Origin of the sequence: Myxococcus sp. CA040A (genome assembly GCF_013336725.1) — a bacterium.
Lineage (GTDB): Bacteria > Myxococcota > Myxococcia > Myxococcales > Myxococcaceae > Myxococcus > Myxococcus llanfairpwllgwyngyllgogerychwyrndrobwllllantysiliogogogochensis.
In genome coordinates this window covers 132428-146559 of the sequence record NZ_JABUMR010000011.1, presented here as the reverse complement: position 1 = coordinate 146559, position 14132 = coordinate 132428, and the positions used below count along the sequence as shown (strand labels likewise).

The window sequence follows — 14132 nt, the reverse complement described above, 5'->3', positions numbered from 1 at the left end:
CGCTCGCCCGTTCGCCCTCTTTCTCGAGCCTCGGATTTCAGGTGTCTGGGTTTGAATCCAGGCACTGAAAACCGGTGCTCCTCGTATTGAAGGTGACTCCCAGGGTGAGCCTCGTGGCTCGCCTTGACATCCCCTCATGGGTGCGGTTGAACTGCCCGCGATTCGCAATTGCGAATCATTATCAACTGGGCGACCCGTGAGGCGGACATGGCGACATCGACCCTGCTGATGGTGCTGGGCCTCGCCGTGCTTCGTGGCGTCGCGCTTCCTCCAGTGCTGGCCCGTCATCGATTCTGGGTGAGGGGGCTGGGGGGCTGCTGCCTCATCGCCGCCGTGGGCTTCGCGGTGAAGGCCCAGGGGCTCGCCGTGGGGCTGACCTGCGCGCTCGTGGTGGCGATGCTGGTGGCTCCGGTGCTCGCGCTGGCGGCCCCGCTGTGGCCTCGCGCCACGCGGTACGTGTGGCCGGTGGGGGCCCTGGGGCTCGCGTGGCTGTGGTCGGGGGCCGTCTGATGGCCCACCAGCATGGCCCCGGTCGCATCGCCGCCGCTGTCACGGGGGCTCCCGGGGCCGCGGTGCTCGCGAGCCTGGCCGTCCCCGCGGTGCTGCCCGTGTCCGCGGACGTCCGGTTGCTCATCGCGCTGCTCGCGGTGCTGCCCGCCGCCGCCACCGCCGCGTGTCTGGCCTTGCTCGCGCGCAGCGCCGTGCGCGCGTGGGTGGCCTCCGCGCTCGTGGCCGTCGTGGCGGCCGTCGTCCTGGTGCTCGCGTGAAGCTCTCTTCCCGCGCGTACGAGATTCTCTGGGATGCCCACGCGTGGGCCGGCGTGCTCTCGTCGCTGGTCCTCTTCGTGACGTTCTTCCTGGGGGCCTTCGCGCTCTTCGCGGAGGAGCTGTCGCCCTGGCAGGAGCCCACGTTCCGCGCGCCCATCGCCGTGCCGGAGGCTCAGGCCGTCGCGCTCGCGCAAAGGCTCGCGGACACGGAGGCCGCGTCGCGCCCGGTCTGGTTCGGCATCTCCCTGCCCACCGAAGAGGAGCCGTGGCTTCGCCTGTGGCGGATGACCGACGGCGCCATCCATCCGCTCTGGTTGGACCCTGTCTCCGGCCGTCAGCTCGGGGAGCGCAGCGACCTGGGGGAGTACCTCAACGCGATGCACTTCCTGGAGCCGCTGCCGGGAGGAAAGCATTTGTCGGGGCTCGCCTCGGCGGTGCTCGTCCTGCTGGTGGGCACGGGGCTGCTGCTCCAACTGGGCCGGATGCTGCGCGAGCTGGTCCAGTTCCGTCCGGGCTCGTCGCGGCGGGTGTTCTGGTCCGACACGCACAAGGTGATTGGCGTCATCAGCGCGCCGTTCCTGCTCGTCTTCGGACTCACGGGCGGGATTCTCTGGTTCGACGACTGGTTCGAGCCCGCCGTGGTGAAGACGTCGATGAAGGGCGACCTCCAGGTGAAGGAGCGCGCCGTGGACTGGCCCTCTCCTCCCGCCGCGTCAGGCAGGCCCGCGGGTGCGCCCGACCTGGCCCATGCGCTCGCGCTGGCGAAGCAGCGCTTCCCCGCGTCGTCGCATCACTGGTTCTTCTTCGACAACCTCGGTGACGAGCACGGCCTCGTCCACCTTCCGGGCGAGCGCGAGGGCACGCTCCACGCCTTCACCCACGTGCGTGTCTCGCGGACGGGGGAGCTGGTGTGGGCCCGCGACACGGGAGGCGGGACGCTCTACTCGCGGGTGATGGACCCGCTGTATGGGCTGCACTTCGCCACCTGGGCCAACCTCCCCGCCAAGGTGCTCTACGCCCTGCTGTCCTTCGTCTGCGCGTTCGGCATCCTCGCGGGCAACCTGCTCTGGTTGGAGCGGCGGCGCGCGAAGGCGTCCAGCCGGTTCGACCGGGTGCTCGCGAAGCTGACCTCCGGGGTCTGCGCGGGACTCCCGTTGGCGGTCGCGAGCCTGTTCCTGGCCAATCAGGTGCTCCCCTCGGAGCTGTCCGCGCGTCCGGGCTGGGAGCACGCCGCCTTCCTCTCTGCCTGGGCGCTCGGAGTCGTCGGCGCCTTCGTCGACAGCGAGCCCGCGCGGTATGCGCGCCGCCTGCTCCTGGGCGCCAGCGTGCTGCTCGTCGTCGTCCCGCTCATCGACGCGGCGAGGACGGGGCGGTGGCCGCTCGCCTCCGGCTCCGCGCACGTCCTGGTGACCGAGCTGGGCCTCGTGGCGCTGGCGCTCCTCCTCGCTGGCGCGGCGCGCGGCATCCGTCGCCTCCAGCGGCCCACGCCTGTCGCTTCCTCCGCTTCCGTCGAGCCGGAGGCCCCCGCCTCCGTGCCGACCTGACCCTCCACGCCTCATCCCCCTCAACGGAGTTCATCATGAGCACCCTCCGCCGTCTCGCCACGGCATCCGCCGCCACCTCGCTCTTGCTCACCACCGCCCTGGTGGGCTGCGGAGACGACGACGAGAAGACGCCGGGCCCGTCCGATACCAAGGAGCCCGTGTACAGCCTGGCCACGTCGGTCTTCTCCCAGGCCGGCAGCGCCACGTACGTGAGCGTCTTCAACTCGCTGGACGTCACCGCGTTGGATTTGACGAAGGCCCGCGAGCACTCTGGCTTCGCGACGATTGGCGCCGTCGACGGCATGCTCTTCGTCGGCGCCGGCGAGGCGCCCGAGGTGTCGCGCTACACGGTGAAGGATGACGGCACGCTGGAGGACGCGGGGCGCATCAGCTTCGCCAACTACGGCCTTGCCACCTCGCCGCTCTACTTCAACCAGTTCGTGGACTCGACCAGCGCGTACATGTCGCTGGAGGAGTCCCGGCGCATCCTCTGGAACCCCTCGACGATGGAGATCTCCGGTCCCGCCGAGGTGCCGGGCGTGGTCCGCGAGCGCGAGGACCTGGTGGTGAAGACGGGCTATGACCGCGCCCGCGTGGTGCGCGGTGAGTATGTGTTCCAGTCGTTCTACTGGACGGATGGCAGCTACTTCAACTTCCTGCCCACCTCGCAGATCGCCATCTACTCGAAGGCGGATGACAGTCTGGTGAAGCTGCTGGATGCGCCGTGCCCCGGGCTCGACGTGGCGACGCAGGACGAGGCCGGCAACATCTACTTCTCCAACTGGGTGTTCAGCTCCGCGGCGCCCGTCCTCAAGGAGACCGCGCCCGCCACCTGCATGGTGCGCATCAATGCCGGGGCGCAGGAGATTGACACCACCTTCACGCGCTCGCTCTCCTCGATGGTGGGCGGCCGCCAGACGGCGGCGTTCCGCTACCTGGGCAATGGCACCGGCGTCGTCGCCGTGTTCCACGACGAGAACCTGACCATCGACGAGAACACCAAGGCGACGGACATCACCAGCGGCCTGCACTGGAAGCTGTGGCGGGTGAACCTGGAGGCCGGCACGGCGTCGCCCATTGAAGAACTCGGCTTCATCGCGGGCGGTTACTACTCCTTCACGCTGGACGGCCGGACGTTCCTGCTGCTGCCCACGGCCGACTACAGCAAGACGGCCATCTGGGAGCTGGGCGTCAGCGGCGCGCCGGTGAAGCGCTTCGAGACGCTGGGCTGGGCGTACCAGTTCGTGAAGGTGCGCTGAGTCGTCGTGCCCGACGCGCCTGGCTTCTTTCGAGGCCGGGCGCGTCGTCCTTCACGTCCGTCAGTACTCGAGCGTGCCCTTGAGCCAGGCCGCGCGGCCGGGGCGCTCGACGCCGTAGAAGTCGAAGACGCGCGCGTCGGTGACGTTCTCCAGTTCGGCGGTGAGTCCCGCGGTGAGCTTGCCTCGCCGGACGCGGTAGCCGACTCCCGCCGCCTGCACGAACTGGGTGGCGATGGTCTCCTTCGACTCCACCGTGCCCAGCGTCTCCCAGTTGCGGAAGAAGCCCTTCACGTAGCGGGTGCTCCAGAACGGGGACAGCTCGTCTTCCGCCAGCGCCAGCCCTCGCAGGGACACGCGGGCCGTGGCGTTGGCGAAGAGCCACGGACGGTTCGGCAGGCGGCTTCCCTCGAAGGTGCCGAAGGTGCCCTGGCCGGAGACGTTGCGCGGGTTCTGCACGGTGGCGTTGGCGTCCAGGCTGAAGAGGCCGCCCGGTGAGCTCCACCCGGCCGAGCCCTCCACGCCGAGAATCCGGGCCGCGTACACGTTCTGATAGCTCCAGTCCCGGTCTCTCCCCGCGAGCAGGATGAGGTTGTCCGCGAAGCGGGCGAAGCCGTTGAGCTCACCCCGGAAGTTGCCCAGCTTCGTGCGCAGCGGCACGGAGGCGAGGCCCAGGTTCAGGTTGTGGCTGTGCTCCGGCTCCAGGTCCAGGTTCTCCTGGATGAGCACTCCGTTGCCGAAGACCTCGTCGGGGCGCGGCAGGCGCGTGGCGCGCTCGTAGCTGGCCTTGAGGTAGACGGGCGCGCCCAGCCGGAGCCGCAGCGCCGCGCCGCCTCCAAGCTGATGCAGCTCGCGGTCCTTGTTCCGCCAGCCCCCCGTCTCCATCGGCTGCTCGGCCTTGCCCTGGTAGACGTAGTCCTTGCCGAAGAGGATGACCTCCAGCGCGTCGTCGAACAGGTCGACTTCGTATTCGAGCCCGGTGACGAAGGTGAGCTGCGAGCGCTCCGGGGCGAGCCGGTCAGGGTCGCTGGGGCTGAGCCTGCGCCGCTCCTCACCGGTCCGCGCCGTCCTCGTCGGAGCGAAGGCGAGCCGCAGCGTCTGGTGCTTCGCCACGTCCCAGCCCACGTTGACGCGGCCATAGAGAGAGCGCTGCCAGACGGTCTGGTCGACGGGGGTCCCACCCATCTCTCCCGCCACGACGCGCTGACGGACGCGGTTGCCGAACCAGTCGTAGACCCACTCACCCACGTCCGTGAGCTTCGTGGCCTGCCACGCGTAGCCAGCCAGCACGTCCAGGCGGACGCTCGGCGACAGCGTCTTCGCGTAGAGCACCTGCGCGCCCAGCGTGTCGGAGTCGTAGCGGGCCTCGCCGTACGGCGTGCCCGACATCACCAGGTTGTGTTGCAACTCCTTGTCGTGCTGGGAGCCGAAGGCGCGCACGACGAGGCGGTCCGCCCAGGACAGGCCGGTGTAGCCCGCCTCGACGCCACCGCCGAGCGCCTCGTAGCCGTCGTGGAAGCGCTTGACGGTGACGGGACGGAGGCTGCCCCGGTCATCCACGGCCTCCACGTCGACGGAGTAGTCGTTGTTCGTGGTGTCGGCGAAGAAGTGGGCCCGCGCGTAGAAGCCCTCTTCCGTGGGCTTGTAGCCGCCGCCGAGCGTGAGGCGGAAGGTGCCGAAGGCTCCACCCTGGAGTGACACGGCGCCATGCGCGCCGACCTCCTGGGGCGAGGAGACGAGGTTGACGGCGCCACCGAGCGCGTCCGCGCCGTAGCGCACCGGCACCACGCCCCGGTAGAGCTGGATGGAGTCCACCAGGTTGACGGGCACGTTGGCGATGCCGAAGGGATAGCCCGAGAGGTCCAGCGGCACGCCGTCCAGGAAGAAGCGAATCTGGTCGTCGGTAAGGCCGTTGAGCGCGAACAGGGCGGTGCTGCCGAGCCCGCCCGTGCGCCGCACCTCCACGCCTTCCTGCGAGGCGAGCACCTGGCCCAGGTCTCCGGAGCGGGAGCGCGCGCGCTGGATGCTCACGACTCTCACGGCCTCGGCGGACTGGCGTCGCTCTTCCGAGTCCGAGCGCGCGGAGACGGTGGTCTCCAGCTTCTTCTCCTCGGGGACCGGTGGCGTGGCCTCGGTGATGGGGGCTGTCGCCGTGGGCTCGGAGCCGGGCTGCTGAGGGACGGGCGGCGGAGGCGCGTCGAGCTTGAAGGTGTGGGCCAGTTCAATCTGGCACGCCACGGCCTCACCCCGGACGCGCGCGGGCTCGAACTTGAAGGACAGGCTGGCGGTCCGCACCGCTTCGTCGAAGGCCGCGCCCGCGGAGCGGACGACCTCCGAGTCCGTCACGGTGCCCTGCTCGTCGAGCGTGAGTCGAAGGACGACCTCCCCCTCGCGCCCGGCCGCCTGCTCGGCCTCGGGATAGGGGACCGCGACGCTGTCGAGGCGCCGAGGCACCTGGACCTCATCGCTCGGAGGAGCCTCCGCCGTGGCTGTCGCCGGAGCCTGCTCCTGGGAGGGAGACAGCGTGGACGGGGCCGGGGAGGCCACCGAGAGGAGCAGCGCGAGGGAGGTGACCGGTGAGAACATCCGCAATCCCGGACTACTTGGTTTTGCGACGCAATATCAATTGCGCGCCCCGGGGGATATCGGGGATTGCGGTGGGGCGGTCAAGGCGCGCGGCCCTCCGCCTGTCCGGGGGCTGCTCCCTCGCCCGCGAGCCCGGGCCATATGGGCTCGCGGTGAGGGACGAAGCCGCTCACTGGACGATGGCGCCCAGCTCCGTCTCACCCGGTTCAATCTTCGCTTCCGGGTTGGACCACACGAAGGGGATGCCCGGCTGCCGGTAGAGGGTGGTGGGGATGTCCTTGGCCAGCTGCGCGTGCAGCTCCGGGAGCTGGGACCAGTGCACGCCATGCTTCGCGTGGTGGGCGGTGTGGAAGCCCAGGTTGCCGGTCATGAGGTTGTAGCCCCGGTGAACGATGTTGTACGAGGCCTGGGTGTGCTCCGCCGCCTCCAGCCCCACGTGGTGGAAGTAGGTGGCCCAGACGGTGACGTAGAGCGACGCCACCATGGGGAGCAGGAACACGAAGAGGGCGTTGTACCAGTTGTGCCAGAACAGCACGCCGAGCAGCGCCACCTGGAGCGCGGCCATGGCCAGGAAGATGCGCTGGGCCTTCGGCTGCGCGCGTCCCACGGCGTAGGCCCGGGGATAGGCCAGCAGCGTGTTGATGACAGAGAACTCGACCTCGCCCATGGTGGACCCGTCCGCGCGCTTCCAGCGGGCCTCGTCCTTCTCCTGGTCCAGGTAGTTGCGGTGGTGGCCGACCACGTGGTGCAGGAACCACGCGTGGGACGTCACGCCCGTCTGGAAGCCGAAGACGACCTCCAGCAGCCGGTTGGGCAGCGCGTGGCGGAACATGGGCACGTGCTGGTGGTGGTGGTTCCAGGCGCTGATCCACCCCTTGGGAATCACCCAGAGGGCGAGCCACAGGAGGGGGAGCCACCAGCTTCTCGCCGTGAAGTAGACCGTCAGGTCCAGGGCGAACACCGTGGCGAACAGCAGGACGGGGATGCGGTCTCTGGGATGTCGGAACAATGTCATGCGGTTTCCACAGCGGGGGTGGGACGGGCTCCCAGGGGAGGGTAGAGGGTTTGCCGCTCGCGCGGGACAAGCTTTCCGGTGACGCCCTTCGGAAGCACCACGCCGAAGAAGAACCCCTCCTCGAAGGGCTCCGTCGAATCGACGTGGACGCGCACCCGGGCGCTGATGGTCGCCAGCGCCGTGCGCAGGAACACCATCGCGAAGTCTCCGGCCACACAGGCACGAGGGCCCCGGCCGAACGGGAAGAAGTAGTCGCTGCCCAGCGGGTCGTTCGCCGCGCCGCCGTTCAGCCAGCGCTCCGGGTCGAACGTCTCCGGGCTCGTCCAGTGCGTCGCGTCCCGGTGCAGGTGCTGGTTGGAGATCATCAGCGTCGTCTCCGGCGGCAGCATGACGCCCGCCAGCCGCGTCTCGGTGGACGGTGAGCGGCGCATGAGGACGCGGACGGCGGGGAGGATGCGCAGGGCCTCGTAGGCGACGGCCTCGCCCCAGGGCGCCCCGCCGAGCCGCTCGTGGTTCAGCGGTTCTTCCGCCAGCAGCGCGGACTCGAGCGCCAGTCGCTCCTCGGCGGCGGGGTGCTTCTGGAGCTGGTGGAAGGCTCCGACGAGCGTGGTGCTGGAGGAGAAGACGCCGCCGAAGAAGAACGAGCCGAGCAGGTTGGCATGCACCTGGTCATCCAGCTCCGGCATCTCCCGCAGCGTCCACGACATCAAATCCACCCGGTGCGCGGCCGGTGCCTGTCGCGCCGCGCGGATTTTGTCCGCGAACAGCCCGTAGAAGCGCTCCTTCGCCGCGGCGAAGCCCTTGGGGACCGAGACGAACCTCAGGGGCAGCTTCGCCTGGATGCGCGCATCCGCCGCGGCGGCCAGCAGCATGAAGTCGTCATACGCGGACGTGGGGAGCTTCTCGCCCACCGTGGCCACGCAGAACGCATCGAACGTCAACTGGCGCAGCATGGGCGTCAGGTCGAGCGACGGCTGGTGGCGCACCGCCTCCACCGACTCGGCGATGGAAGCCCGCATCGGCTCCACCTGGGCCGCCTGCCACGCCGCGGTCCACGGCTGCGCCAGCGGGTCCATTCCGTGCTTGCGCTTCCAGTCCTCACCCTGCTGCGCGATGAACGGCGTGTCGTCGGTGACGGAGGCGCGGATCTGCTCGCCGATGTTGCCCTTCTCGAACTCCAGCCTGCGCGTCTCCAGCACCTCGCGGATGATGGCGGGGCCGTTGAGCACCAGCGCGGGGGAGGGCCCCAGCCACGCGACGGTGACGGGCCCATAGGCGCGCGCATAGCGAGCGCACGTCTCCCACGGCTGCACGCCCAGGAAGTCCCCCAGGTTGCCCAGCAGGCCCGGCGTTGGCCCCGGGAGGCTGGCGAGCGGCTTGCGCCGGGCGCCGAAGAACAGGTTGAACAGGCCGCGAGAGAGCAGGTTCGGCACGAGGGAGCCTCCGGTGCTGCTCAGACGGTGATGCCGCAGGGAATCTTGTCGGGCTGCAGGACGGTGTAGGGCACGGCGACGCGCGCGTTGCGCGCCTTCACCGCCGCCAGTTGCTCTCGCAGGCGCTGATGGAAGCGCTCGCGGATGGCCAACAGCTCGGGCTCGTGGAAGTACTCCTCGCGCCAGCCGAACTCGTGCAGCAGGTACTCCTCGTCTTCCCCGAAGCTGGAGAGCGCCCGGCCGATGGCGACCTGCCAGAGTGTCTGGGACTTGCTGGGAATCATGGCGGCGATGTCTTCCGCGCGCAGGACGCCTTTCTGACGGGGCGGCTCCTGACGCATGCACAGCGGCGCGTTGGGTACGAAGGCGTAGTGCTCGTATTGCAGGTAGTTGACCGCGGCGTGCTGGACGCTGACCGTGAAGATGACGGTGGTGAGCATGTCGACCAGGTCGTCCACGCGGCGCAGCTCCTGGCAGGGCAGCTTGTCCACGGGCAGTCCGTGCTCGGTGAGGTCCTTCCACCACTGTTGCATCTCGGTGTCGCCCTCGAGGTCGGCGTCGGTCCGGTAGAAGTGCCTGAGCACGCCGCCGACGTAATCCTCGAAAGCATCCCACAAGGGGAGGGCGTCGTCGCGGTAGGGGTAGCTGGGCAGGACGTCAGGGGACAGCACGCCTCGGCGCTCGAAGTCCTGCCGGGGCCTGTTGTCGGAGAGCTTCCAGCGCTGGTACCCCTTCTTGCCCAGCTGGAGGTGGCCCTTCTCCGGGCCGCCAGTGGCGATGAAGTCATCGAACACCCCACCCTCGGCGAGCAGGCCCTTGCGTGCTCCCTCGTTGATGGCGAGCGTGTACCGGAAGTGCCGGCGCAGCAGCTTGTAGACGGGGTGCGGGTCCGGCAGGTTGCGCATCGTCACCATGACGAAGGGCTCCGCCACGAAGTGGGTGCGCAGCGCGTGGCTCACCATCTGGTGCGTGTTGCCCTCGCTGCAGCGGACGTAGATTTTCGCCGCGAGCCAGTCGTACTCGCCGTCGTTGGGTGTGAAGACGGGGTCCTTCCGCGCGTCGCGGCCCAGTTGGATGGCGATGGGGCGCAGCTGGCGGGAGTCGTCCAGGTACAGCAGGCAGCGGGACGCCGGCGCCCACCTCCGCTCCTCGATGCCCTCCTCGTTGACCTTCCGGTACATGGGGATGTCGTCGAGGATTTCGAAGTCGAGCAGGAAGATGCGTCTGGCGTCGAGCGCGCGCGCCAGCGTGGTGCCGGGGGACAAGAGGCCGCGCAGGTCCTCGTCCGTCAGCGGCATGTCCTGGGGCACGTTGGGGACGAGGGTGATGTGCATCGGGTTGATGCCCTGGACGGCCTGCCGCGCGAACTCGTAGTCGTCCTTCCATCTGGGGGCGAGCTGGGGCACTTCCAGCCCCTTGAAGAAGTCGAAGATGTCCACCAGCCCGTTCCACGCGTTGGACAACATGGGCAGGTGCAGCTTGATGGACGCCAGCGTCTTGGCGATGACGACCTCGTAGCTTCCCTCCGTGAGTCCCCGGTACAGCTCGTCCTTGGGCAAGGGCCGCGTCTCGCTCAAGTCGAGCGCGCCAGGAAGTCCCGCGGTGGCCTCGGCGGAACGCCAGGGATACATCCGCCGACGGTGCTCGAGCAGCTCGTGCCGCGCGGTCGCTTCCCGTGCGTGGCTTGCCTGTCGCGCGAGCTTCGCGGTGCCTTCGAGCACGTCCACCGTGGCGCCACCCTGCACCCACCGGAAGAAGGGAAAGCGCCACTGCTTCCCCTCCGCGGTGACGAGGGCCTGGTCCAGCAGCCAGTCCGCCGCGACGCCTCCCGTGTTGGTGAAGCGCAGCAGCACCAGCTCGCCCAGGTCCGTGGCCTGCACGGAGTAGACCTCCTCCGCGCCCGCCTCGAAGTCATCGTGGAATCGCTTGTTCAGCGCGTGCGGCCCGCTCTCCCCATGCGTGCCCACCAGGGTGACGAAAATGTCTGCGTTCGTGCCCGCGCCGAGCTTCGCGCTCGTGCGAATCTTGAGCTTGTACTCGACAGTCATGGAACCCTCTACGGAACGGGGGCAGACCGTAGGACGGGGAAAGCGAGGGCTGCAAGCCATGCTACCCTCCCCACGGAATGAGGCAGGCGTCGCTCAGCGCACGGAATTCGCGAAGGTTCCAGTGGCCCTGTCATGAGTGAGGGACACCCGTGGAAGTGGGGCTGATGACAGACGGTGGCGCTGGTGGGCTCGCGGCCTGGGGCAGGGGACGGGGATGATGTTCGCGGCGCTGCGCCGGTGGGTGGGCTCTCTCGGGTTCAGGGGACGCGAGAGCGACCGGAATGAAGTGTTGGACGCGGAGGAGCTGGCGCGGTGGTACTCGGGGCTGAAGCTGGAGGAGCGGCTGGAGTTCAGTCGTCAGCTCGCACCTCGGGTCCGTGCGGGCCGCACCGTGCGGGACACCTCCACGTTGCCCGCGGTGGCGGTGGGACGTCTGGTTTTCGAGCAGGACGGGCCGGACGGCCCCATACCCTTGCATCACGTCAAGGTGGAGCTGTGGGACCGGGACTTCGGCGCGCCGGATGACTTTCTGGGGGAGGGCTTCACGGACCCGGACGGTGGGTTTTCGGTCCGCTACGACCCCGAGGACGCGGGCGTGGGAGACCTGCCCGATTTGGAGGTCCGCTTCTTCGAGCCGCAGCACACGTTCCGTCCGGATGGGCAGGTGGTGGAGACGTGGCGGCGCATCGGCTCCGAGCAGGGGCCGGATGACCACGGGGGACTCCACTTCGACTTCGGCACGTTGCGGCTGCCGTACTGGGAATACGATTCGACGACGCCGCTCGCCCGCCTGCTCGTGACGGAGGAGGGGACGGCGCCCACGGCCTATGCGCCGGGCCGTGCGATTGCGATGTTGAAGGCCGTGGCGCCCGTGGAGCTCATCAAGCGAGGGCACCTGCTCCAGGGGAAGCTGGGACAGGCCCCCGCGCTGGAGAAGATTCAGGCGGACTATCCGGAGGCGCTGACGGTGCGGATGGAGCGCGAGTCGCCGGGCTCCACGCGCACGGATGCGTTCTTTGGAGAGCGGCTGCTCAACGGCATGTTCTCCAGCATCCTCGACAGGGACCCGGAGGTGCCCGGAGACGCGAAGGCGTTCCGGCTCTACTACCCGTGGAACGCGTACGAGCAGGACGGCGTGCACTGTCTGCCGGACGTGGACGTGCGGCTGCGGTTGGTGGAGGAGCGGCTGTTGCCGGTGCGCATCATCCTGGGCATGCGCGAGCCGGGTGCGACGGCTCCGGGCTCACCGGTGACGCGGCGGAGCTACACGCCCGCGGACGGTGCGGGTTGGGAGGCGGCGAAGCGGATGGCGCGGGTGAGCGCGACGCTGGACACGGAGCTGGGCAATCACCTGGGGCAGTGTCACTTCAACGTGGAGCAGTACGCCATCGCCGCGCATCGCAACCTGCGGCGCAGCCCGCTGCGGTGGTTGCTCATGCCGCACCTGCGCGAAGTGGTGCTCATCAATCGCTCCGCCGACGGGTTTCTCGTCGGGTCCACGGGCTACATCACGCGTGCGAGCGCGCTGGTGGAGCGGGCGGTGGAGTCGCGCCTCTTGCACCTGATGGGCAGCTACGACTGGAAGGGCTTCGAGCCCGCGCCGCCCATTTGCGAGGGACACCGCTACGCGCGCGCGGCGGGGTTGTTCTGGAAGCTGTTGGGTGAGCACGTGGACGCGTTCTTCGCGGAGCACGGCGCGGCGGTGGAGGCCGAGTGGCGCGAGGTTCGGCGCTTCTCGGACGACCTGGTGGCGCACTCCGCGCCGGCCTTCGTGTGTCGCTATCTCCGAGCGACGGTGCCGGGCAAGGCCGCGCCGTGGTTCGTGCGCTCCGAGCGCATGGACCTGGACGCGAAGAGCGTGGAGCCCACGCCGAAGGCCGTCAGCGCCGTGACATGGACAGACGTTCCCCAGCCTGGGGAGGTTGAGGCGCTCAAGCGCCTGTGTCGCTATGTCATCTACTTCGCGACCTTCCGTCACGCGTGGGCCAACAATCTCCAGTGGGACGACGCGGGTGAGGTGTTGTACGCGTGTCTGGGATTGCGGTGGGGGAAGGGCGGGGTGCTGTCGACAGAGGCGGACCTGGACGTCGCGCCCTCGCCGGAGGAGGCCACGGAGATGCTGTGGATTTCGTGGATGTTGTCCAAGACGAACTACGGCTTCCTCCTGGCGAACGAGGAGTCCGACGTGCACCCCCGGTTCGTGGAGTTGTTGCGCGCACACGCCGCCGAGTTCGCCGCGCTGGGTCTGGATGTCCGCACGGTCAGCTCGCGCATCAACATCTGATCGGCACGTGCGCACTGCGGAACGGATGTGTCAGGGAGATGAGCGACCGCCGATTTCAGGGAAGCGCTCATAACCCCGTAGGAGCGCGGCCAGGTGGTCGGGGTTGTCGAGGTCGAGCGGCGCGTCCGTGAGCCGCACGACCCACCCGCCCGTCGCCGTGTGTCGTGCGCGGAGAAGCAGGTCCGCATCCCGGGCCGGGTCGGGAAACCCGATGGCTCGGGCGGTAGCGGCCGACCAGTAGTTCAGCCATCCGAGACGGTGCGGAATCTCAGGCGAGCGAATCATGTCGGGGAGCTTGAGCGCGGGCAGTCCCCGGGGAGGGCGTGGTGACCCCTCCTGCGTGGGGCTTGTCTGCTCGGCGATCTCCACCCCGGCGTTGAACGGTGTTGCGTGCCCCCACAGCGCACGTGCGCCCTCTGCAACAGCCTCCAGGACGTCGGTGGCGGCAACGGGACCAGCAGTGTCGAGTGTAAGGTCTACATGGACTTCGAAGTGTGGCGGGCCTTCCGCCGCAAGCCCGTTCGGGTTTTCCCACCCGGCGATCGTGACCGGGTGCTTGTCGTTGTCGTTGCGCAGGAACAGAAAGCCGCCATCCGTTCTGTTGGCCATGATCCACTCGTCGCGGTTGGGCAATGCGATGAGGTCCTCCTTTTCAGAGGTTGTCCATTCCAAGTGAAGACCGGGAAGCGCACGCTCCATTCCATGGATGATGGCCAGCGCACGGCCTTCGTCGCCCAGGAGGGACGGTGCGTAGACGATGAGGGCCAGGTCATTCTGCCTGGATGCCATTTCAACACCAATCCATGACGACGACAGTGAGAGAAGGATCCGCCAGCCGCAGTTCGGCCTTGTGAGCCTCGCTGCGAACTCCAACGAGGAAGTGAAAGCCGCACTCCTTTGCAAGTCGCGCCTCTCGCTGCATCTCGGCCAGTTTCATCTTGACGAAGAACCTCCGGGAGTGAGGTGAGTGGCGTTCGAAATCATCCGTCTTGACCTCCCACAGCGTGCGGGTGGTGAGGACGAGTGCATCGAAGTGCTTGCCGTTGATGAGTACGTTCAAGCCAGGGAAGCTGTTGCCTGGAATCTTGTTGGCGCAAACATCATGTGGCACGTTGCCTCCACGAGGTAGCCCTGGAATCGGCCTGCACTCAGGGCGGCGCTGTCGCTCCCGTGGATCGGTCGGCACAGGGGAAACCAAT

At 68.6% G+C, this 14132-nt stretch carries 11 protein-coding genes; 5 read left to right on the top strand and 6 right to left on the bottom strand.

Annotated features, from left to right (window positions below; all coding sequences use genetic code 11):
• The first annotated feature begins 207 nt into the window (after positions 1-207).
• Genes HUA75_RS39110 through HUA75_RS39095 form a run of 4 tightly spaced genes read left to right on the top strand, consistent with a single transcriptional unit; the run spans position 208 to position 3570 of the window.
• Positions 208-510 carry a hypothetical protein gene (locus HUA75_RS39110; protein ID WP_141647065.1) on the top strand — a complete coding sequence of 101 codons (303 nt, stop codon included), beginning with the start codon at positions 208-210 and terminating at the stop codon, positions 508-510.
• A complete protein-coding gene (locus tag HUA75_RS39105; RefSeq protein ID WP_141647066.1) occupies positions 510-767 on the top strand; it encodes a hypothetical protein in 258 nt (85 codons plus the stop codon). The genes HUA75_RS39110 and HUA75_RS39105 overlap by 1 nt, the downstream gene beginning before the upstream one ends.
• A complete protein-coding gene (locus tag HUA75_RS39100) occupies positions 764-2311 on the top strand; it encodes a PepSY-associated TM helix domain-containing protein (protein WP_174489358.1) in 1548 nt (515 codons plus the stop codon). Before HUA75_RS39105 ends, HUA75_RS39100 begins: the two co-directional genes overlap by 4 nt.
• A 35-nt stretch (positions 2312-2346) precedes the next feature.
• Complete coding sequence (locus HUA75_RS39095; RefSeq protein ID WP_174489357.1) at positions 2347-3570, top strand: MxcI; 1224 nt, start codon at positions 2347-2349, stop codon at positions 3568-3570.
• Positions 3571-3630: 60 nt separating this feature from the next.
• Here HUA75_RS39095 and mxcH read toward each other — a convergent pair whose 3' ends face one another.
• From mxcH to HUA75_RS39075, 4 genes are all read right to left on the bottom strand, one after another.
• Positions 3631-6153: a TonB-dependent siderophore myxochelin receptor MxcH gene (gene mxcH / locus HUA75_RS39090; RefSeq protein ID WP_174489356.1), complete on the bottom strand. Its 2523-nt coding sequence runs from the start codon at positions 6151-6153 to the stop codon at positions 3631-3633.
• A gap of 169 nt (positions 6154-6322) precedes the next feature.
• On the bottom strand, positions 6323-7168 hold the full coding sequence (locus tag HUA75_RS39085; RefSeq protein ID WP_174489355.1) for a fatty acid desaturase: 846 nt from the start codon (positions 7166-7168) through the stop codon (positions 6323-6325).
• Positions 7165-8601, bottom strand: a complete 1437-nt coding sequence (locus HUA75_RS39080; protein ID WP_174489354.1) for a cytochrome P450 — start codon at positions 8599-8601, stop codon at positions 7165-7167. Before HUA75_RS39080 ends, HUA75_RS39085 begins: the two co-directional genes overlap by 4 nt.
• 20 nt (positions 8602-8621) lie before the next feature.
• Positions 8622-10649 carry a lipoxygenase family protein gene (locus tag HUA75_RS39075; RefSeq protein ID WP_174489353.1) on the bottom strand — a complete coding sequence of 676 codons (2028 nt, stop codon included), beginning with the start codon at positions 10647-10649 and terminating at the stop codon, positions 8622-8624.
• Positions 10650-10863: 214 nt separating this feature from the next.
• Between HUA75_RS39075 and HUA75_RS39070 the strand changes: the two genes are divergently transcribed.
• The gene (locus tag HUA75_RS39070; protein ID WP_254628007.1) at positions 10864-12933 is read left to right on the top strand and encodes a lipoxygenase family protein; all 2070 of its coding nucleotides are present in this window, start codon (positions 10864-10866) and stop codon (positions 12931-12933) included.
• A 30-nt stretch (positions 12934-12963) separates the two neighbouring features.
• On the opposite strand, the gene HUA75_RS39065 is transcribed toward HUA75_RS39070, so the two are convergent.
• Positions 12964-13722 (bottom strand): DUF5953 family protein, encoded by a 759-nt coding sequence (locus tag HUA75_RS39065; RefSeq protein WP_141644664.1) that lies wholly within the window; start codon positions 13720-13722, stop codon positions 12964-12966.
• 1 nt (position 13723) lies between these two features.
• The gene (locus HUA75_RS47260; protein WP_371746303.1) at positions 13724-14044 is read right to left on the bottom strand and encodes a DUF6310 domain-containing protein; all 321 of its coding nucleotides are present in this window, start codon (positions 14042-14044) and stop codon (positions 13724-13726) included.
• Positions 14045-14132 lie beyond the last annotated feature (88 nt).